The sequence below is a fragment of the Terrirubrum flagellatum genome, assembly GCF_022059845.1.
Lineage (GTDB): Bacteria > Pseudomonadota > Alphaproteobacteria > Rhizobiales > Beijerinckiaceae > Terrirubrum > Terrirubrum flagellatum.
On the sequence record NZ_CP091852.1, the window covers coordinates 173,054 to 193,093 of the forward strand.

Below are 20,040 nucleotides of genomic sequence, written 5' to 3' on the forward strand. Positions count from 1 at the left end.
GTTCATGGAAGAGATGCGTCCCCGGTGGGGCGTCCGGACTTCAAATCCGGGAAGGGCCGCGAGACGGTCCTTGGTGGGTTCGACTCCCTCTCTCTTCCGCCAAATTCCGCATCGCCGAAGGTCGCGTGATGACGGCTCCGCTCTCGTCGTGGCTCGATGCGCTCGAAGCGGACGCCGCTCGCGCCAATGCAGCCGAAGACGCGTTTCGCCGCGAGATCGTCACGCGCGCGAAAGAGCTGGAGCGGGAGCGCTCCTTCGCTTTCCGCCGGCTCAATCTGATGCGCGCCGTGGCGGACGCGATCGCGACCATCGAGGACAGAAAAGCGGTTGACGCTTATGCGGCGGCGACTTTGCGCGCACGTCTCGGATGGGCGAGCGAGAGTGAAGCGAGGACGGAAGTGCTGCAACGCTTCGCCCCGGTCGCTCAGGCGATGTTCGATGAAATGGCGCCGGCCGACGAAGAACGGCCGCCGCGCGACCTGGGCGCCGCGCTTAGGGAATTCGAGGACTGGTATGCCGCGACGCATCCTGTTCCGTTCTGGGCGCTGTTCGAGAATGTCATGCCGGAGACGCCGCTTGTCGATTTCTGATCCGCGCGGCACGGATTTCGATCTGTGGCTGAGGCAGGAGTTCGCGCGCGCCGGCGATTTCACGGCGCTGGTGGTGCTGGTTTCGATCGGCGAGACGAAGGTCAGGCCGCTCTGCTCCACTCATCTGAACGTTATGGGCGACGAGGTCGAGTGGGCCGAGATCGTCGCGCTCCTCGCCGCCTCCGGGCAGGAGTGGGATGGCGTCTGCTTCTTTCCAGAAACCGCCAGGGATGGTGGGGCGCTCGACAACGCCACGGCGCGATGGCGGCTGCGCGCGCTCGAACAGCAACTCGATGACGACCGTCTCGTTCTCAATGAGGGCCATTTCTTCGACAAATGGGGCCGACGGTTGAAAATCGAGGAAACGCCGACTCAATAGCTGCGGGGGCCCGCTTAAGGCCGGATGAGCGGTCACTAATAACACAATATCCTTCCATAAATATACAAATACGTTGCCGCGGATGCATGGAGGGTGTAGGTCTCGGCCGAGAAGACAATTCCGGGAGGCGTCGCCATGGATCTGGGTCTCAGGGGCAAGAAGGCGATTGTCACCGGAGCGACCCGGGGCATTGGGCGGCGGACGATCGAGCTTCTTGCCGCCGAAGGCTGCGACATCGGCTTCTGCGCCCGCAAGCCGGAAGAGGTCGAGGAGGCGGTGGGCGCCTTGCGGAAGCTCGGCGTCAAGGCGGTCGGCGGCGTCGTCAACGTCAAGGACGGCGAGAGCTACAAGGCCTGGCTTGCAAAGGCAGCCGAGGATCTTGGCGGCTGCGATATCTTCGTGCCCAACGCCAGCGCTGGCGGCGGCATGGACGGCGAGAAGAACTGGTATCGTAATTTCGAAGTTGATCTGATGGGCGCGGTGCGCGGTTGCGACGCGCTCATGCCGGCGCTGAAGAACTCTGAGGCAGGTGGAATCGTCTTCATCGCCACCACCGCAGCCGTCGAAACCTTCGTTGCGCCCATGGCCTACAATGCGCTCAAGGCGTCGCTGATCACTTACGCAAAGCAGCTTTCGCAGACCCTGTTCAAGCGCAATATCCGTGTGAACGTCGTGTCGCCGGGTCCGATCATGATCGATGGCGGCGCGTGGGATCAGACGCGCGCGCAGCAGCCTGATTTCTACAATTCGATTCTGGCGCAGCAGCCGAACGGCCGCATGGGCACGGCCGACGAAGTGGCGCGCTGCGTGGTGTTTCTCGCGAGTCCCGCGGCAGGCTGGGTGACGGGAACGAATCTCATTGTTGATGGCGGCTTCACCAAGCGGGTGCAGTTCTGACCGGCCGCGGCGCTATCCGTCATGCGAAAGAACATCTTGGTTGTCACCAAGGGGCATCCGTTCGACAAGCCGGCCTTCTCTGAGTTGTTCGATTCCATGCGCGGCCTCACATGGACGCATGTCGAGCAGCCTGCGGCGCTGCATCTCTTTCATCCCGATGCCGCGAAGGAGTTCGCGGCTTTCGTGCTCTACGACGTGCCGGGCGTCGAGTTCCGCACGCCCGAGCCGCCGGTGTTGCGCGATCCGCCCGAGCATTTCAAACGCGGCTTCGAGGCGCTGCTGGATCAAGGTTATCCCTTGATTTTCCTGCATCACGCCATGGCGGGCTGGCCAGCGTGGGATGCTTACGCCGAGGTGATAGGCGCGCGCTTCTTCTATCAGCCGGGAAGTTACAAGGGCTGCGCCTATCCCGACTCCGGCTATGTCTTTCCGGTCAAGCATCGCGTCAGGCCCGTCGCCGCGCATCCCGTCACGGCAGGCCTCGAAGATGGTTTCGAGATCGAGGATGAACTCTATCTCTTCCAGATGCTCGAAGACGACATTGTTCCGTTGATGCGCAGCGACCATCGGTTCGTCCGCGACAATTTCTATTCCGCCGCTCTGGCGCTGAAGGCGCGGATGTGGTCGCGCGAAGGCTGGGAGCATCCGGAAGGTTCAAATCTCGTCGCCTGGGCGCGACGCGCGCGCAACAGCCCCGCTGTCGCTATCCAGTGCGGCAACGATGCGTCCGCCTATCGCAATGAAGGTTTCCGGAAGCTTCTCCGCAACGCGATCGACTGGGCGACGAGTGAAGAGGCGCTGACATGGGCGCGACAGCACTGAATTCCGCCGCTGAGCTCGTCGCCGCGCCGCAGGGAAGCGGCGCGATGCTGCATCTGCAAACCGTTGGCGGCGCGCTCGCCGCCGCTGCGACGCGCTGGGGCGATCGCGACGCCTATCTCATCGGCGAGCAAAGGCTGACCTATGCGCAGCTTTTCGAGAATGCGATCGATTGGGCGCGCGCGTTGATCGGCCTCGGCGTCGGCCCCGGCGATCATGTCGGCTTGCTGATGCCGAACTCGGTCGAATATCTCCTGCTGTTCCATGCCGCGACCATGATCGGCGCCCGCGCCGTCACCATCAATGCGCGTTATCGCGACGACGATCTTCTCTATGTCATCGACAACGCCGATGTCGGCTTTCTCTTCATCGGCGGGCAAGCGCTGCCGCACACCGATTATCGCGCCATGCTGGCGCGCGTTTATCCCGAGCTTGCGGAGTGGCGGAAGTGCGAACCGCTTCAGCTGGCCGCCGCGCCGAAGCTCCGATCGATCGTCAATCTGGCCGACCCGCGCGAGGATGCATGGCCTCAGGAGGCTGATTTTCTCGCCGGCGCAAATTCAGTTTCGCGCGGAGACGCGCTGACCTGCGCGGCAAGCGTCGGCCCCGGCGACACCTGCATCATGATGTTCAGCTCTGGGACCACATCGCGTCCCAAGGCCTGCATGCTGTCGCATCTCAACATCTCGCTTGCGGGGCAGGCGTTGGCGAAGCGCTTCCGCATGAGCGAGCGCGACCGCATCTTCAATCCAATGCCATTCTTTCACATGTCCACCATGCTGCCGCTCGCGGCCTGTCGCGCGTCGGGCGCGGCCTTCCTGGGGCAGATGCATTTCAACGCAGGTCTTGCGCTGGAGACGATCGAATGCGAGCGCGTGACGATCTCCTACACATCGTTCCCGACGATCAATTCGGCGATGACCGATCACGCGGATTTTCCGCGTCGCGATCTCTCGTCGCTGCGCGTTCTCCATTCCGTCGGCCCGGCCGACCTCTTGCGCCGCTATGTTCGCGCGTTTCCGGGGACTTACATCGTCAATGCTTATGGTCTGACAGAAGCGACAGGCGTTCCCGTCTGGAGTGATCTCGACGATCCCCAGGATCTGTCGCTCGTCACTTCGGGGAAACCTTTTGAAGGGCTCGACGTCAAGGCGTTCGATATCGAGACGCACGCCATACTGCCGCCAGGCGAAAATGGCGAGCTCTGGATACGCGGCTGGAGCCTCTTCCAGGGCTATTACAGGGATGAGAAGCGCACGGCGGAAGCGTTGACCGGCGACGGCTGGCTGCGCACCGGTGATATCGGATCGGTCGATGAAAGCGGTCGCGTCTCCTATGCCGGGCGGCTGAAGGACATGCTCAAGATCGGCGGCGAAAATGTCGCGGCGATCGAGATCGAGAATTATCTCTGCACGCATCCGGCCGTACAGATCGCGCAGGTGATCGCGGTTCCCGACGAGCATCTGTTCGAGGTCGCGGCCGCCTTCATCGAGCTGCGCCCGGGCGCAGCGGCGACCGCCGAGGAGATCGCGCGCCATTGCGTCGGCAAGATCGCAAGCTTCAAGATTCCGCGTTATATCAGCTTCGTGTCGGAATGGCCGATGAGCGCGACGAAGATCCAGAAATTCAGGCTGGCGCAGGATTTCAGGCCGGATGGCAAGATCGATGTACGCGCTCTCGTAGCGCCGGAGCAAAGGGCCTCATGATGCGGCGCGCTCGGCGCGCGCCTTCGCCGCCGCATCGATGATTTCCTGATTGCGCGGGTTGCGGCGCAGCGTCAGCCCGCCATTGATCTGCAGATTCTGGCCGCTGATGAAGGATTCGTCCGAGGCGAGCCAGAGGGCCGCCTGCGCCACGTCGTCCTGCGTGCCGACGCGCCCCAGCGGATATTCCTTGCGAAACGCCTCGATGACAGCCTGATTGCGGAACGCTTTCGCTGTCATTGGCGATTCCGTGATTCCCGGCGAGATCGAATTCGCCTTGACGCCGCGCGCGCCGAATTCGTTGGCGACGCAGCGCACGACATGGTCGGCGCCAGCCTTCGCGCCCATATAGGCGGCGTGATCCTCCAGCATGATCGTCGCTGTCGCCGATGATATCTGGATGAGCGATCCGCCATTCGTCATCACGCGCACCATCGCCTGCATGAAATAGAAGGGGCCGACGAATTGCAGCGCCGTCATCGCCTGCAACTCTTCCTCGGTCGTCGAGAGGAAGGGTTTTACAAGTCCCCATCCCGTGGCGTTGACGCCGATGTCGACTTTCCCGAATTTCGCGACAGCGGCGTCCGCCAGCGCCTCGACCTCGCTCTTGCGGGTGATGTCGCACAAGGCAAATCCACCACCGATTTCTTCCGCCAGCGGCGCCAGATGCTCTTCCCTGCGGCCGGCGACCATGACGCGCGCGCCTTCCCTCGCGAAGAGCCGCGCGATCGTCTGGCCCATATTGTTGGCGCCGGCGGCGCCGATGATCACCGCGACCTTGCCCTCGATGCGTCCCATGGCGTTCTCCAGATCTATGATGAGTTGGCGCCGCGATTTCCCGCGGCTGCGATGATTCCGCGCGCGGCGTCGACCGCGCGGCGGGCGCGTTCGAGAGCGCTCACGCCGTTGTCGCGCAGGCGGCGTGAGGGCGCTTCGACGTCGATCACGACATCAGGCGGCAACGAGGCGACAAACCGCGTCAGATCGAATTCACCCTCGCCGGGGATCGCGCGTTCATCGATCGCTTCCGCCATCTGCATCTCCGGAGCGATGCGCAAGGGGCCGTCGCAGATCTGGGCGTAGCCGATGAGGGAGGGCGCAAGGCCGCTCAGCCCATCAAGGCCGCCATCGTTGCGATAGAGATGCAGCGCGTCGAGCGCGATCGAGGCGTTGGCGGGTTTCCGGCCCGACAGGAATTTCTGCGTCGCTTGAAGCGAATTGACGATTGAGAAGGCGTTGAACTCGATATGGACGGCAAGATCAAAGCTCGCCGCGCGCTCGCACAGCGCCGCGAAATTGTCGAAGGCCCGGGCGTCGTTGGCGTCGGCGATCTGCGCTGTCAGTCGCGCGGCGCCGATCGCCGCGCCCATCTCCAGCGCCGCGTCGAAATCGCCGGGGCGTGTCGATGGCCTGATGATAAAGACTTCGAGATTATGGACGCGCACGCCGGTTGCATCGAGCCGCGCGATCAGCGCGCGCCGCGCCGCATCGCCTGAGATGACGGGGAAGGGATCATTGTCGCGCTGCGCGCCGCGCACGAAGACGCCGACATACCGGCAGCCCGTCGCCGCGGCGATGTCGACCAGTTCCGGCGCGGGGACGTCGCTGACGGTCAGATGATGCAGCGACAGGAGGTTGTCGCGGGCAGTCATCCGAGGGAGCTCCGGCAGCGCGGCGGTTCAAGTAATCTGATGTGCGGAGCGCTTGACACAGATATATTGATATCACCATTATTGTATAATAATAAAGAGGCCTCCCCATGCCGGCGGCCGCTCCGAGAGGAGACGCGGATGGAAACGCAATTCGACGTGGTCGTTCTGGGGACAGGGGCTGCGGGCCTCGTCGCGGCGCTCGCAGCGCATGATTCAGGCGCAAAGGTCGGCGTCTTCGAGAAGGCTGACGTGGTCGGCGGCACGACGGCCCTGTCCGGCGGCGTTTGCTGGATGCCGAACAACCGCGTGGCTGCGGCGGCTGGCATGCCGGATTCGCGCGAGGAAGGTCTCGCCTATCTCCGCTCGCTCTCGAACGGCCTCATCCCGGACGAGCTCGCGGCGGCCTTCATCGATGGCGTCGCGCCGACGCTTGATTATCTAGAGCAGAAAACGCCGCTGAAATTCCATCTCCTGCGCATTCCTGATTATCATCCGGAGCATCCCGGCGGATTGCTGAAGGGCGGCCGTTCGATTGAGCCCGGACTTTTCTCGTTCGAGCGCTTGGGGCCGTGGGGCGATCGCGTCGGCATCGGCCAGTTCTCTGATCCCGAAACCGGCCATGTCTATATGGCGACGATCGAGTCGCCGCGCGGCGGCGGCACGGGCGCGATCGATGAAGCCGAAATGCAGCGGCGACGCGTTGCAAAGATCAATGGCCGTGGTCGCGGCATGATCGGCGCGCTGCTGCAGGCCTGTCTCGATCGCGGTATCGAGGTCGTCACCGGCGCGCGCGGCGTCGATCTCATCATGGAGCGCAGGCGCGTCGCCGGCGTGCGCGTCGTGGTGAAAGGCGAAGAGTTTGACGTCACGGCGCGCCGCGGCGTGGTGATCGCCACCGGGGGATTCGAGTGGGACCCCGAAATGTCGGTCAATTTCCTGCGCGGGCCGATGGAGCATCCCGCCTCGATCCCGACCAATTCAGGCGATGGGCAGAAGATGGCGATGCGCGCCGGCGCCAAGATGGGTGCGATGCGCGAAGCCTGGTGGATGCCGGTCGCGCTGCTGCCCGGCGTCAAGCAATATGGCGAGCAGAAAGTTGTGCTGATCCTGCGCGAGCGCTCGCTGCCGGGATCGATCCTCGTCAACAGGAAGGGCAAGCGCTTCGTCAATGAAGCGACGAATTACAATGCGATCGGCGGCGCCTTCCATCATTTCGATCCCGGCAAATTCGAATACGCCAATCTGCCCTGCTGGCTGATCTTCGATTCAGCAATGGTGAAGCGCTACGGTTTTCTCGATGTTCCCATGGGCGGCGCGATGCCCGGATGGGTTCCCACTGCTTCCACGCTGGCTGAACTCGCCAACAAGGTCGGCATCGCCAGTGATGCGTTGCAAGCGACGATCGCGCGCTGGAACACACAGGTCGACAAGGGCGCCGATGATGATTTCGGTCGCGGCGAGAGCGCCTATGACGGATTCAATGGCGATCTCTCGCAATATCCGGGCAAGGGCGCGACGCTCGGCCGCATCGGAGAGCCGCCTTATTACGCCTTGCAGATTCACAGCAGCACGCTTGGCACCAAGGGCGGGCCGCGCACCGATCGCAATGGCGCCGTTATCGATCATGACGGGTTGCCGATTCACGGCCTCTATGCCGCGGGCAATGCGATGGCGGCGCCGACCGGCATGGTCTATGGCGGCGCCGGCGGCACGCTCGGCCCTGCGATCGTGTTCGGCTATCTCGCGGGCAAACACGCGGCGACGCAGGCGGCGGAGTTTGTAAACGCGTAAGCCTCTCGCCTCGCGTTGATGCTTCAAATGTCGGCCGTCATGCTCGCGCTTGTCGCGAGCATCCACGTCTTGTTTTCTATTTGAAAGGAAGACGTGGATGGCCGGGACAAGCCCGGCCATGACGCGGAGAGATACGTCAAAGTTACAAAGGCTCACACCACGTTGAAATAGTCAGGCACGCCGCCGGGCCATGTGTTGCCCCACATCTGGCCGCCGCCATCGATCGTCAGCACTTCGCCAGTGATGAATTTCGCGCTTGGCGCCGAGAGATAAACGACGCCCTGCGCCACATCCCAGGCATCGCCGAGACGGCGCATCGGATTGCTGTTGGGAAAACGCGTCAGCGCCGTGTCGGAATAGACTTCGAGCCCTTCGGACTGCATCGAGCCAGGCGCCAGACAATTCACGCGGATGCCGAGCGGCGCCCATTCGACAGCGACGCTCTTGCTCATGAAAATCACGCCGGCGCGGGCCGCGCAGGTGTGCGCCACCTGCGGCATGCCGCGAAAGATTGTGGCGACGATGTTGACGATCGCGCCGGGCGCGGCGCGTTCTTTCCAGCGTCGCGCCGCGGCTTGCGTCATATACCATGTGCCGTTGAGATTGAGATCGATGACGGCGTTCCAGCCTTTCACCGTGAAATCGAGCGCGTTTTGCGGATATTGCCCGCCGGCATTATTCACGAGCACGTCGAGCCTGCCGCACTGCTCGAAGACGTCGTCAAACAGCGCGTCGATCTCTTCCGGTTTGCGGATTGACATCGGCTTGCAGACCACTTCGGCGCCAAGCGCTTCCTTCACTTCCGCTGCTGTTTCCTTCAGCTTGTCCTCGCGGCGGCCACAGATCACAACTTTCGCACCGAGCCGCGCGAACAGGAACGTCATGACGCGCCCGAATCCCGTGCCGCCGCCGGAGACGAGATAGACCTGATCCTTGAGAAGATCAGGCGCATAGACGGTCGGCAGCGCTGCGAGATCCGCCGGCGCGAGGCGTTGGCGCCAGCGCGCGAGAACATCCTCGTCGATCACAGGCCCGGATAGTTCCGACATCAAATCATCCCTGCGCGGCGCTCTATCACGCGCCGCCGAAATGCGCCGCGCGCTTCTCGGCATAGGCGGCGACGCCTTCGGCAGCGTCCGCCTGCGGCATGCGCGCGCCGATCTCGTGGCCCGCCTTCAGCGCTTCGTCGAGCGGGCGATCAAGCGACAGCGCATAGAGCTCCTTCGCATAGCGCGCGGCGACGCGGCTGTTTGCGAGAATGGAGCGCGCCAGCGCGCGCGCCTCCTCCATCACGCGCGCGGCGGGAACCACACGCGACACGACACCAAGCTCATAGAGACGTCGCGCCGGCAGCGGCTCACCCGTAAGGATGATTTCCATCGCCGCGCTCCGTGGCGCCAGCCGCGCGAGGCGCTGCACGCCGCCGGCATAGGCGACAAGTCCACGCTTGATCTCCGGCAGGCCAAATGTGGCCGTCTCGCTCGCGACGATGAGATCGCAGGCGAGCGCCAATTCAAGCCCGCCGGCGACGGCGGCGCCGTTGATCGCCGCGATGAGAGGCTTGGGAAAATTACGCTCTGTGAGGCCGCAGAATCCGCGGCCGGGAACGAGGCCCTTGCCGACGCCGATGCGCGCGGCCTCCTTCAAATCCATGCCGGAGCAGAAGGCGCGCTCGCCGGCGCCGGTCACGATAACGGCGCCAATCGAATCATCTGTCTCCGCCTCGGACAACGCGGCGTCGATGGCGTAGGAGGTCGCGGCGTCGACCGCGTTGCTGACATGCGGCCGGTTGATCCGCAGGATGAGAAGCCCGTTCGCCTTCTCGATCTGCAGGCTGTCGCTCTCGTCGGCCATGTCCGCTTTCGCAGGTTGTCACGAAGCCATTTCGGTTGGCGGGGCATGCGTCGGCTGCGCGTAGCTTTCGAGAACGGGCTCCACCCGCAGCGCCGGATCAATCCTGTCGCGGCCGATGCGGCGATCGAGCTCCTGATGCCAGTGATAAATGCGCCGCTCCTGATAGTTGAGCGGCATGCCTGTGAAGCCGCTTGACTCAACCGATTTCTGGATCGCATCGGCGAATTGCAGATCCTCATCGAGAATCTTCAGGAAGTTGGAGAGGCGTACGTCCCAAACCGGCGGGCGCTCGCCTTCGCCCCAGCTTGGCGCGAACCAATGCACCTCGATCGTCATCGAGCGGATATCATCAGGCCAGAAGCAAAGGAAAGGCGCGCCGGCAGGCGCCAGCGGCGAAACGATATTGGGATAAATATTGAGCGAAAGATTGGTCTCGCCGAGATAGGGATCGGCGGTTGGAATCAACGGCAGTCCAACAATGCCCGGATCCTGCCAGCCTTTACGCTTGAACGGCGTCACCATGCGCGAATGACCCTTGTCATAGAGCGTGATGAGCGAGCCGCGATGATCGAGAAAGCGATCGACTGTGTTCTGGTGGATCGATTTGAGATGATAGACTTCGAGAAAGGCGTCGAGCAGCACTTTCACATTGCAGCCGACCTTGATCGTCGTCTTGTCAACGAGGATGAGATTCTCCGGCTGCATCTCTTTCAGCGCGGCGTAGGTTTCGCCGAGCGCGTCCGCGAGCGGTTCGGCGTTCTTGTCGAGATTGATGAAGTGCCAGTTGCCGAGATTTTCGCAACGTACCTCGATCAGCGAGCGGCAAGACATGTCGAGCTCGACGAAATCGCGCTTGTCGCGCAGGTTGATCAATTCGCCGCGCAGATTATAGGTCCAGCCGTGATATTTGCAGGAGAGGCCGCGCGCCTCGCCTGTGTCAGTGGTGACGACGGGCGCGCCGCGATGGCGGCAGGTGTTGTAGAAGCAGCGCACGCGGCCTGTCTCGTCGCGCACGAAGAAGAGCGGCTCGCCCAGACGCTCCCAACGCAGGAACGAGCCCGGTTTTGGAACCTCGTCGCCATGGATCGCATAGACCCATGAACGCTTCCACATCCCGCGCATTTCGAGCGCAAAGAAATCGGGGTCGACATAGCGACCGCCGGGAATATCAGGCATATGCGGAAACTGGTCTGGTGGAGCGGTGCGTGCGGCTTCATAAAGCGCGCCGCCCTCGATGCGCCTGATCTCCTCGACATCCATGGCGGCCTCCGCTGGGGCGTCCTGCTTATAGTGCTTCCGCAGGCTATACGCGGCCTTCAATATACACAAGCGGCGTATTTGTATGACGACCGTTCCCGGGATGACCGCTGCTTCTGGCCGCCGCGCGACGGCGGAAGTAATATGATGCTATTACAGATATTTAGGATTTGTCGGCGAAACCTGCCGCCCGGAGCGTCGGCGCAGAACATATAGGCTGGCGGCGTCGAAAAGAGCTTCTGAAGGCGTCATTCTAGGCCAAAAATTACAATTATAGATCAATATCCGTATACAAGTTTGACTTGGCCGGGTCGCGCCTTCATAGTCGCGGCAAGGAAATAGTCGAGGATGGGAAACAGCTCGGTGTCGGCCGGCGATCGGGATTCCACTTGTTCCGTCGTGATCGTCGGCGCAGGCCACGCCGCCGCGCAGGCGGCGCGCTCGTTGCGCGCCAACGGTTTCGACGGCCGGCTGATCATGGTCGGCGCTGAAGATTGGCTTCCCTATGACCGGCCGCCTCTTTCCAAAGAGCGGCTGACCCAGGACGGGCCTGTCGACCGCCTCTTGCTCAATCCCGACACTTTTTATTCCTCGCACAAGATCGAACTTGTATTGGGAAGCGCCGCGACGGCGATTGATCGCGACGCGCGTCATGTGACGCTCGCGAATGGCGAGCGCCTTTCCTACGATCGCCTGGTGCTCGCGACCGGATCGCGCGTGCGGCGCTTGCCGGATTCAATCGCAGGCGCGGAGCGGGCGCTTTATCTCAGATCTTTCGCGGAGTGCGCCGTGATCCGCGCGCGTCTGGCGAATGCGCGTCGCGTCGTGGTGATCGGAGCGGGCTATATAGGGCTCGAAGTCGCGGCGTCGATCAGAAAGACGGGCGCGGCCGTGACGGTGATCGAAGCGGCGGATCGCGCGCTGGCGAGAATCGCATCGCCACATATTTCACAGCTGTTCGAGGCCGCTCATCGCGCCTGGGGTGTGACGATCCTGACAAATGCGAAAGTGAAGGCGATCGAACCAGACGCGGTGTTGATCGAAGGCCATCCGCCGGCGCCAGCCGATCTGGTTATTGCGGGCATAGGCGGAGCGGCTGAGGATTCGCTTGCGCGCGGGGCCGGCCTGCTCTGCGATGACGGCGTGCTGGTCGATCAGCAGGGGCGCAGCAGCGATCCCGCGATTTTCGCCATCGGCGACGTAGCGAAGCCGGTGGTGAATGGCGCGCGTCTGCGGCTCGAATCCGTGTCCGCCGCCGTCGCGCAGGGCAAGGCGGTCGCCGCGGCGATCATGGGACAGCCTGCGCCAGCAGACGAGACGCCCTGGTTCTGGTCCGATCAGTTCGATCTGAAACTGCAGATCGCCGGCGTTCGCGGCGCCGACGATGTTGCTGTTGTGCGGCGACGCGAAGACGCGCCGGGCCTTGCGGTTCTGCATTGCCGCGATAACAGGCTGACCTGCATCGAGGCCGTCAACGATCCCCGCAGCTTCATGATGGCGCGCCGGATCATCGCCGATCCCGATGCGCGCATCGATCTCGATATCGCCTGCAACGGGGAAATCCCTTTCGCCGAGGCCTTTTCAGCGCAAGCGAGAACGGCGGCATGAGCAGGGTCTTCGGTCCGATCATGCAAAACGGCTACGTCGTACGCGATCTCGACAAGGCGATGAAGCATTGGACTGACACGATGGGCGTCGGGCCCTTCTTCGTCACGGCGAAGATCCCTTTCGCGGAATGCCTCTATCGCGGCGCGCCATGCGACATCGACCTCGCGGTCGCTATCTCCTTCTCAGGCGATCTCCAGATCGAACTTGTCGAACAAAAGAACAATGTGCCGTCGATCTATCGCGATCATCTCCAGCGCTTCGGCGAGGGGCTGCATCACGCCGGCGTTCTCAGCGACGACTACGCCGCCGACGTCGCGCGGCTGACGTCGCAGGGATTCTCAGCCGTGCAGCACGGGAGCGTCACGTCGGGAATGCGCTTCGCCTATTTCGATTCCGATCGCGGCTTTCCCGGCGCCATGGTGGAGCTGATTGAAGGCTCGCCCGGCATGCGGCGTTTCCTCGATCGCGTGAAAACGCAGGCGCGGGAGTGGGACGGTCGCGAGCCGGTTCGCATGCTGTGAGCGCGCGGGACAAGGGATGAAACAGGAATGCCGGTGATCATCGCAACCGACAGGGCGGGGCAGGTTCACGAGGTGAATGCTGAAACCGGCGTGTCGCTGATGGAGAATCTGAAATTCAAGGGCAGCCTCGACATCGCGGCGATCTGCGGCGGCTCCTGCGCTTGCGCCACCTGTCATGTCTATGTCGCCGAGGATTGGCTGGAGCGGTTGGAGCCCGCCGATGGATCGGAGCAGGAGCTGGTGAGCGAGTCCCTGCATCACCGGCCGCAATCGCGCTTGAGCTGCCAGATCAGGGTGTCGGATGAACTTGACGGGCTTCGGGTGACGCTCGCGCCCGAGGACTGATCGCGGGCGTACACAAAGGCAAAGTCGCGCGCCGCTTTCTTGTATACTTTGAAGCCAGAAAATTATAACGGTAGCCGACGCTGGGAACATTGACGTGCAGGACCGCCTTTCTCATCCGGCAGCGACCTCGGACGCCTCCGCAGCGCCCGGGAAGATGGCCGCGCTGGACGGGCTCAGGGTTCTCGATCTTACGCGGGTGATCGCGGGACCGCTGGCCGGCCAGACGCTGGCTGATCTCGGCGCTGACGTGATCAAGATCGAGCGTCGCGAGGGCGGCGAGGATCTCCGCTCGCTCGGGCCACCCTGGCTCAAGGACAAGCATGGCGCGGACAGCGAGGAGTCGACTTATTTTCAGGCGGCCAATCGCGGCAAGCGCTCGCTGACGCTCGATTTCTCGAAACCGCAGGGCGCCGAAATCCTGAAGCGGTTGGCGGCGAAAGCGGACGTGCTGCTGGAGAATTTTCGCACCGGCACGCTGGCGCGTTACGGCCTCGGTTATTCCGATCTTGCGGCGATCAATCCCAGACTGATCTATTGTTCAATCACGGGGTTCGGACAGGAAGGCCCTTACGCCGACCGCTCCGGCTATGATTATCTCGTGCAGGCCATGGGTGGACTGATGTCGATCAACGGACATCCCGACGGACATGCGGGCGAGGGCCCGATGCGCGTTGGCGTGCCGATCGCCGACATCTGCACCGGCAATAACGCGACGATCGCAATCCTCGCCGCGCTCTTGCATCGTGAGAAGAGCGGCGAAGGCCAGCATATCGACATAGCCCTGTTCGACTCGCAGGTCGCGATCCTGATGAATGTGCTTGCGGCCTGGTTGAATGGCGGGTCGATCCTGCCGCGCACCGGGAATGATCATCCGACCGCCGTGCCGAACGGGATTTTCCCAACGGCGGATGGCTTTATCCTGATCTCGACTTTCAACGACCGCGAATTCGCGCGCGTCGCGGAAGCGATGGGCCATCCGGAATGGGCGCGCGATCCGCGCTTCCTGCGCTCGCGCGATCGCGTCGAGCATCGCGCGGCTTTGGTTGACGCCATGTCGGATGCGCTGCGCAGCGCGGGCCGGGCCGAATGGATGGAGCGCTTCAACGCCGCCAAGATTTCCTGCGGCCCGATCAACACGATGGCTGATATCGAGAGCGATCCGCAGATCGCAGCGCGCGGCATGATCGTGTCGATGAAGCATCCCGGCAAGGGCGATGTGCGGATGGCCGGCAGCCCGTTGAAATTCTCGGCCACGCCGGTCAGTTATCGCAGGGCGCCGCCGCTCGCCGGCGAACATACCGACGAGATTCTGATGGAGCAGCTTGGCCTCGGGCAGGCTGAGGTCGAGGCGCTGCGTAGCGCCGAGATCGTGTAGCTTGGCGACATGGCGATGGACGAGCAAACTGCTGTCGGTCCGGCGCAGCAATTCCGCCGCTTTCTGGCGGAGGGGCGCTTCATGCTGCAACGCTCGCGGCGGACAGGCCAATGCTTCTTCTATCCCCGCATCTGCGAGCCAACCACGGGCAACACCGATCTCGAATGGATTCTCGCGTCTGGGAGAGGGCGCGTTCATGCGACGACGGTGATGCGCCCGAAACCGCCCGGGCAGCCTTACAATGTCGCGCTGATCGATCTCGCTGAAGGGCCACGCATGATGTCGCGCGTCGAAGGCGTCGCGCCTGAGAAAGTCGCGATCGGCATGGACGTCGCAGCCTCGATCGTTCGCGAAGGCGATGAGCCAATCGTCATTTTCAAGCCGGCGCCATGAGAGAGTCGCTTCGCGGCAGAACGGCGATCGTGGGCGCGGCGACCTGCGGCATCGGCGAGGCGCCGGGATTCGAACCGATCGATCTCGCCGCGCAGGCGAGCCTTCTGGCGCTGGCCGATGCGGGCCTTGCGCTCAAGGATGTCGACGGCCTCTTCCTCTGCCTGCCAACTGACATGCTTTCCGGCCTCGCCTTCGCCGAATATCTCGGCGTGCAACCGAAGCTGACCGACAACAATCGCACGGGCGGATCATCCTTCCTCACCCATACGGTCTGGGCGGCGCTCGCGCTTGACGCGGGTCTCTGTGATGTCGCGCTGATCGCCTATGGCGGCAATCAGCGCACGGCCTCGGGAAAGCTCGTTTCCGCCTTCGCGAATTCGACCTATGAATCCGTCTATCGCCCGGTGATGCCGATCGCGGGCTATGCGCTCGCAGCCTCACGCTACATGCATGAATATGGCGCGACCCGCGAACATCTCGCCCATGTCGCCGTCGCTGCGCGCGAATGGGCGAAACTCAATCCGGAAGCCTTCGCGCGCGACGATCTCACCATCGCGCAATGCCTGTCGGCGCGCATGGTCGCCGATCCCCTCGGCGTGCGCGACTGCTGCCTCGTCACCGATGGCGCAGCGGCGATCGTGATGACGCGCGCCGATCGCGCGCGCGATTTGCGCCGGAAGCCTGTCTATCTTCTCGGATCGGGATCGGCGATCACCCACAAGGAGATCGCCAACATGCCCGATCTCACAATCACCGGCGCGCGCGAATCCGGCGCGCGCGCCTATGCCGAGGCGCGCGTGTCGCCGCGCGATGTCGATGTCGTCGAACTCTATGACGCCTTCACCATCAACACGATCCTGTTCCTTGAAGATCTCGGCTTCTGCGCGAAAGGCGAGGGTGGGCCCTTCGTCGCCAGCGGCGCGATCGCGCCGGGCGGAGAGCTGCCCGTGAACACGAATGGCGGCGGCCTGTCCTGCGTTCATCCCGGCATGTACGGTCTTTTCACGATCGTTGAGGCGGCGCGCCAGTTGCGTGGCGAAGCGGGCGCGCGGCAGGTCGCCAATGCGCGCATCGCCTTGTGTCATGGCAATGGCGGCGTGTTCTCGAGCCAGGCGACGAATATCCTGGGAATCGCGGAAACGCTTTAGGTTTTCGCCGGAGCTGCGGAATGGACCTGCAACTGAAGGGCAAGAAGGCGATCGTGACCGGCGGCACCCGCGGCATCGGGCGGCGCGTCGCCGAGCGGCTCGCCGACGAAGGTTGCGACGTCGCGATTTGCGCCCGCAATGACGTTCTTGTTGAAGAGACGGTGAAAGCCTTGGAATCGCGTGGCGTGCGCGCCTTCGGACGTGCGCTGCATGTGAAGAACGCCGACGCCTATCGCGGTTTTCTCGAAGCCTCCTGCGATTTTCTCGGCGGTCTCGACATTCTCATCCTCAATGTCAGCGCCGGCGGCGGCATGGACAGCGAGAAGAACTGGAATCGCAATTTCGATGTCGATGTCATGAGTGTGGTGCGCGGCGTCGAGACGACGCTGCCCTGGCTGAAGAAATCTCCGGCGGCTTCGATCGTGATGACCGGCACGATGGCGGCGCGCGAGACCTTCGTCGCGCCCATGGCGTACAATTCATTGAAGGCCGCGATTGTCGCCTATTCGCAGCAGCTCGCCCAGCAGCTCATCAAGCGCAACATCCGCGTCAATTGCGTGTCGCCGGGGCCGACGATCTTCGAGGGCAGCGCGTGGGAGATGGTGCAGCTGGCGAGTCCGCGCACTTACAACAGCGTCATCCGCAAGCATCCGGCGCGCCGCATGGCGACGGCGGATGAGATCGCGAACTGCATTCTGTTCATCGCAAGCCCCGCGGCGAGCTGGGTCGTCGGCGTCGATTTTCTCGCCGATGGCGGCTTCACCAAGGGCGTGCATTTCTAGGGCGGGAACGGGAGACAGCCATGGGCATCGAACGGATCAAGCCGACCGACTTCACGCAGACGCCTGTCGAGAAGGCGCCGACCCCGGATCTCGGTCACGGGCTGATCGCAAAAGAGCGCTATATCTCGAAAGAATTCATGCAGCGGGAGTGGGATCATCTCTGGACCAAGGTCTGGCTGATGGGCTGCAACGAGCAGCAGATTCCGGAGCCCGGCGACTATCTCACGACCGAAATTGGCCGCGAGTCGATTCTGCTCGTGCGCCAGCCGGATCGCCGCGTGCGCGCTTTCTACAATGTCTGTCAGCATCGCGGCAACAGGTTGATGGTCGGGCGCGGCAACGCGTCGACCTTCAAATGCGACTATCACCATTGGGAATACAAGCTCGACGGCGACTATTATCGCATTCCCGATCTCGAAACCTTTCCGCAAGGCATGCCCTGCGGGGGCTTAAAGGAAATTCCCTGCGATCTCTGGGGGAGCTTCGTCTGGTTCAGCCTCAACCCCGATGTCGGGCCGCTGAAAGACTATATGCATCCGCTCGCGGAGCATCTCGACCCGTATCATCTCGACCGCATGGTGATGATCCGCGACTATACGGTTGAATGGGATTGCAACTGGAAAACCTCGGTCGACGCCTTCAATGAATCCTACCATGTGCAGGGCATTCACCCGCAGCTTCTCTATTATCTCGACGATTACGACATCCAGATCGACTGCTATGACAGGCATTCGCGTTATCTCATTCCTTTCGCGACGATCAGCCACCGCGTGCGCGAGACGACGGAGATTCCGCCGCTCATCAAGCACATCATGAAGGAGGCGGGCATGGACCCGGCCGAATTCGACGGCCGCGTGCCTGACGTCAGGCGCGCCGTCGCGCGATGGAAGCGCGAACACGGCCCGAAGGACGGGCTCGATTACTCAGATCTGAACGACGACCAACTCACTGACGACTATCACTATCTCGTCTTCCCGAACGTGTCGCTCAACGTTCATGCGGATGATCTCATGCTGTTCCGGCAACGGCCGCATCCGACCGACCCGGACAAGATGTTTTATGATCTCCAGAACTACCGGCTTCTGAAGAAGGATGAGGAAAAACCAAAGCCGCCGCCGCACGAGCATTTCTGTCATGGCGAGAAGTCGCTTGGCCTCGTGCTCGACCAGGACGCCTACAATCTGCCCGGCGTGCAGCGCGGCATGCATTCGGAAGGTTTTCCGGGCCTGTTCATTGGCGATCAGGAGTTGCGCATCCGCCATTTCCACAAGGTGATCGATGACTATCTCAAGCGATAGCGAGCGAGGCGGTTTCAGCGGCGACCTCCCTTCGCGCTATTGGGAGGATATCGCGGTCGGTGAAGAAACGCGGTCCGGCGCCAAGACGGTGTCGGGCGCCGACATGGTCGAATTCGCGCGCAAGTATGATCCGCAATATTTCCACGCCGACGCCGAACTGGCGAAGAAGAGCCTGTTTGGCGGGCTCGTCGGCAGCGGCATCTACACCGCCGCGCTGTGGCGGCAGATGGATCACGAGGTCAATGGCGATATCGCCTGGGTTTGCGGCGTCGCATGGGAGAACGTCAAATGGGCGAACCCGGTGCGGCCGGGCGATGTTCTCGTCGCGACGTCGCGCTGCATGTCGAAGCGCGAGTCGCGCAAGCGGCCTGATGTCGGCGTCGCGACGCTGCATCATGAAGTGTTGCGCGGGGATGGCGAAGTGGTGATGTCATTCGACTCCGTCGATCTCGTCTATCGCAGGCCGGCGGCCTGATATGGCGGACGCGATCGATGTTCGCCTCATCGCTGGCGGAAAATATCACGATATCGATTATGCGCGGCTGCAATTGTTGGCGCTGCTCAGCGAGCATGAACGCGCGCGCGTGCGGATCGCCGAGGATTACGGCGAAGCTGACGAACTCGCGTCTGCGGACATGCTTGTCACCTACACCTGCGACGTCGTGCCCTCGCAGGAGCAGATCGAGGGCCTGAAAGCGTTCCTCTCGCGCGGCAGGCGCTGGTTCGCGCTGCACGGAACCAACTCGACATTCGCAATTGAGACTGACGGCAAAGTGAAGGTTCCGCCGTTGCCGCGCGATTTCTACGAAATGCTGGGCAGCCAGTTCATGGCGCATCCGCCCATTGGGCGCTATCGCGTGCGCAATGCGCAGCCGTCTCATCCGCTGGTCAGCGGCGTCGGCGATTTCCTCGTCGAGGACGAACATTATCTGCAGGAATATCTGCCGGGAAACGAGGTTCTGCTGACGACGCGCTTCTCCGGCTCGACCTCGCTGTTTGAGAAGGATTCATGGCCCGAGCAGGAGCATCAGGCGATGTATCTCAGGAAGGCCCATGGCGGCGAGATCCTCTATCTCACGCTCGGCCATGCGCGGGGCCGTTACGACATGCGGCCGATCGCGGATTTCTATCCCGCGGTCGAGCGTGGCGCCTGGCAGCTTCCGGTTTTTCACGAGCTTTTGCGGCGCGGCATCCGCTGGGCGCTCGAAAAACTCTGATCAGGCTTTGACGAGAATGCGCGCGCCCTCACGCTTGACAGCGTAGCTCGGCAGGTTCGGGCAATTGCCGCCGAGCGAACGACCGCTCGTGAGATCGAAGCGCGCGCCATGCCTGAGACAAGTGATCGTGCCTCCCTCCACGCGGCCGTCGCGCAGGCTGGCGAAAGCGTGCGTGCAGTTGGCGCCGAAGGCGCGCACCGTGTCGCCTTGCCGGAACAGCATCACGTCGGTTGCGCCCGCATCCACAAAGAAGACGCCGCCATCGCGAATCTGATGGAGCGCGGCGACATCCTCGTAATCGTCGGCGGATGGGCCGATCATCGCGTGATCCTTTTCACGTCATTCCGGGGCGCGCGGGACGCGCGAGCCCGGAATCCATAGCATAACGCCAACTGCGCGATGGATCCCGGG

The 20,040-nt window shown here is 62.8% G+C and carries 22 protein-coding genes and 1 tRNA gene; 17 read left to right on the forward strand and 6 right to left on the reverse strand.

The window, feature by feature from the left end; genetic code table 11:
• The first annotated feature begins 6 nt into the window (after window positions 1-6).
• From L8F45_RS27315 to L8F45_RS27340, 6 genes are all read left to right on the forward strand, one after another.
• Window positions 7-102, forward strand: a tRNA-Sec gene (locus L8F45_RS27315).
• 26 nt (window positions 103-128) lie between these two features.
• Window positions 129-590 carry a hypothetical protein gene (locus L8F45_RS27320; RefSeq protein ID WP_342363912.1) on the forward strand — a complete coding sequence of 154 codons (462 nt, stop codon included), beginning with the start codon at window positions 129-131 and terminating at the stop codon, window positions 588-590.
• Window positions 577-969 carry a hypothetical protein gene (locus tag L8F45_RS27325; protein ID WP_342363913.1) on the forward strand — a complete coding sequence of 131 codons (393 nt, stop codon included), beginning with the start codon at window positions 577-579 and terminating at the stop codon, window positions 967-969. Before L8F45_RS27320 ends, L8F45_RS27325 begins: the two co-directional genes overlap by 14 nt.
• A gap of 135 nt (window positions 970-1,104) precedes the next feature.
• Window positions 1,105-1,866, forward strand: a complete 762-nt coding sequence (locus tag L8F45_RS27330; protein WP_342363914.1) for an SDR family NAD(P)-dependent oxidoreductase — start codon at window positions 1,105-1,107, stop codon at window positions 1,864-1,866.
• Window positions 1,867-1,887: 21 nt separating this feature from the next.
• Window positions 1,888-2,688 (forward strand): ThuA domain-containing protein, encoded by an 801-nt coding sequence (locus L8F45_RS27335; RefSeq protein ID WP_342363915.1) that lies wholly within the window; start codon window positions 1,888-1,890, stop codon window positions 2,686-2,688.
• On the forward strand, window positions 2,670-4,391 hold the full coding sequence (locus L8F45_RS27340; protein ID WP_342363916.1) for an AMP-binding protein: 1,722 nt from the start codon (window positions 2,670-2,672) through the stop codon (window positions 4,389-4,391). Before L8F45_RS27335 ends, L8F45_RS27340 begins: the two co-directional genes overlap by 19 nt.
• On the opposite strand, the gene L8F45_RS27345 is transcribed toward L8F45_RS27340, so the two are convergent.
• Both L8F45_RS27345 and L8F45_RS27350 read right to left on the reverse strand, forming a co-directional pair.
• A complete protein-coding gene (locus L8F45_RS27345) occupies window positions 4,386-5,186 on the reverse strand; it encodes an SDR family oxidoreductase (RefSeq protein WP_342363917.1) in 801 nt (266 codons plus the stop codon). The two genes, L8F45_RS27340 and L8F45_RS27345, sit on opposite strands and share 6 nt — an antisense overlap.
• A 14-nt stretch (window positions 5,187-5,200) precedes the next feature.
• Entirely contained in the window at window positions 5,201-6,040 is an 840-nt protein-coding gene (locus tag L8F45_RS27350) for a sugar phosphate isomerase/epimerase family protein (RefSeq protein WP_342363918.1), read from the reverse strand.
• A 138-nt stretch (window positions 6,041-6,178) separates the two neighbouring features.
• Here L8F45_RS27350 and L8F45_RS27355 point away from each other — a divergent pair, with 138 nt between their 5' ends.
• Window positions 6,179-7,831 carry an FAD-binding protein gene (locus L8F45_RS27355; protein WP_342363919.1) on the forward strand — a complete coding sequence of 551 codons (1,653 nt, stop codon included), beginning with the start codon at window positions 6,179-6,181 and terminating at the stop codon, window positions 7,829-7,831.
• 152 nt (window positions 7,832-7,983) lie between these two features.
• Here L8F45_RS27355 and L8F45_RS27360 read toward each other — a convergent pair whose 3' ends face one another.
• Genes L8F45_RS27360 through L8F45_RS27370 form a run of 3 tightly spaced genes read right to left on the reverse strand, consistent with a single transcriptional unit; the run spans window position 7,984 to window position 10,945 of the window.
• Window positions 7,984-8,880 carry an SDR family oxidoreductase gene (locus L8F45_RS27360; RefSeq protein WP_342363920.1) on the reverse strand — a complete coding sequence of 299 codons (897 nt, stop codon included), beginning with the start codon at window positions 8,878-8,880 and terminating at the stop codon, window positions 7,984-7,986.
• Window positions 8,881-8,905: 25 nt separating this feature from the next.
• Complete coding sequence (locus tag L8F45_RS27365; protein ID WP_342363921.1) at window positions 8,906-9,685, reverse strand: enoyl-CoA hydratase-related protein; 780 nt, start codon at window positions 9,683-9,685, stop codon at window positions 8,906-8,908.
• Window positions 9,686-9,703: 18 nt separating this feature from the next.
• Complete coding sequence (locus L8F45_RS27370) at window positions 9,704-10,945, reverse strand: aromatic ring-hydroxylating oxygenase subunit alpha (RefSeq protein WP_342363922.1); 1,242 nt, start codon at window positions 10,943-10,945, stop codon at window positions 9,704-9,706.
• A gap of 345 nt (window positions 10,946-11,290) precedes the next feature.
• Between L8F45_RS27370 and L8F45_RS27375 the strand changes: the two genes are divergently transcribed.
• From L8F45_RS27375 to L8F45_RS27420, 10 genes are all read left to right on the forward strand, one after another.
• The gene (locus L8F45_RS27375) at window positions 11,291-12,550 is read left to right on the forward strand and encodes an NAD(P)/FAD-dependent oxidoreductase (RefSeq protein WP_342363923.1); all 1,260 of its coding nucleotides are present in this window, start codon (window positions 11,291-11,293) and stop codon (window positions 12,548-12,550) included.
• Window positions 12,547-13,071, forward strand: coding sequence for a VOC family protein (locus L8F45_RS27380; RefSeq protein ID WP_342363924.1), 525 nt, complete (start codon window positions 12,547-12,549; stop codon window positions 13,069-13,071). The genes L8F45_RS27375 and L8F45_RS27380 overlap by 4 nt, the downstream gene beginning before the upstream one ends.
• Before the next feature lie 27 nt (window positions 13,072-13,098).
• Window positions 13,099-13,416 carry a 2Fe-2S iron-sulfur cluster-binding protein gene (locus L8F45_RS27385; protein ID WP_342363925.1) on the forward strand — a complete coding sequence of 106 codons (318 nt, stop codon included), beginning with the start codon at window positions 13,099-13,101 and terminating at the stop codon, window positions 13,414-13,416.
• A 154-nt stretch (window positions 13,417-13,570) separates the two neighbouring features.
• Window positions 13,571-14,791, forward strand: a complete 1,221-nt coding sequence (locus tag L8F45_RS27390) for a CaiB/BaiF CoA transferase family protein (RefSeq protein ID WP_342363926.1) — start codon at window positions 13,571-13,573, stop codon at window positions 14,789-14,791.
• A 15-nt stretch (window positions 14,792-14,806) separates the two neighbouring features.
• Entirely contained in the window at window positions 14,807-15,184 is a 378-nt protein-coding gene (locus L8F45_RS27395; RefSeq protein WP_342363927.1) for a Zn-ribbon domain-containing OB-fold protein, read from the forward strand.
• Complete coding sequence (locus L8F45_RS27400; RefSeq protein ID WP_342363928.1) at window positions 15,181-16,332, forward strand: acetyl-CoA acetyltransferase; 1,152 nt, start codon at window positions 15,181-15,183, stop codon at window positions 16,330-16,332. The genes L8F45_RS27395 and L8F45_RS27400 overlap by 4 nt, the downstream gene beginning before the upstream one ends.
• Before the next feature lie 20 nt (window positions 16,333-16,352).
• Window positions 16,353-17,114 carry an SDR family NAD(P)-dependent oxidoreductase gene (locus tag L8F45_RS27405; protein WP_342363929.1) on the forward strand — a complete coding sequence of 254 codons (762 nt, stop codon included), beginning with the start codon at window positions 16,353-16,355 and terminating at the stop codon, window positions 17,112-17,114.
• Window positions 17,115-17,134: 20 nt separating this feature from the next.
• Window positions 17,135-18,412 carry an aromatic ring-hydroxylating oxygenase subunit alpha gene (locus tag L8F45_RS27410; protein ID WP_342363930.1) on the forward strand — a complete coding sequence of 426 codons (1,278 nt, stop codon included), beginning with the start codon at window positions 17,135-17,137 and terminating at the stop codon, window positions 18,410-18,412.
• Window positions 18,393-18,887, forward strand: coding sequence for a MaoC/PaaZ C-terminal domain-containing protein (locus L8F45_RS27415; RefSeq protein WP_342363931.1), 495 nt, complete (start codon window positions 18,393-18,395; stop codon window positions 18,885-18,887). The genes L8F45_RS27410 and L8F45_RS27415 overlap by 20 nt, the downstream gene beginning before the upstream one ends.
• 1 nt (window position 18,888) lies before the next feature.
• Complete coding sequence (locus tag L8F45_RS27420) at window positions 18,889-19,629, forward strand: ThuA domain-containing protein (RefSeq protein ID WP_342363932.1); 741 nt, start codon at window positions 18,889-18,891, stop codon at window positions 19,627-19,629.
• Here L8F45_RS27420 and L8F45_RS27425 read toward each other — a convergent pair whose 3' ends face one another.
• On the reverse strand, window positions 19,630-19,950 hold the full coding sequence (locus tag L8F45_RS27425; protein WP_342363933.1) for a Rieske (2Fe-2S) protein: 321 nt from the start codon (window positions 19,948-19,950) through the stop codon (window positions 19,630-19,632). It abuts the gene before it with no gap.
• Between the last annotated feature and the right edge of the window lie 90 nt (window positions 19,951-20,040).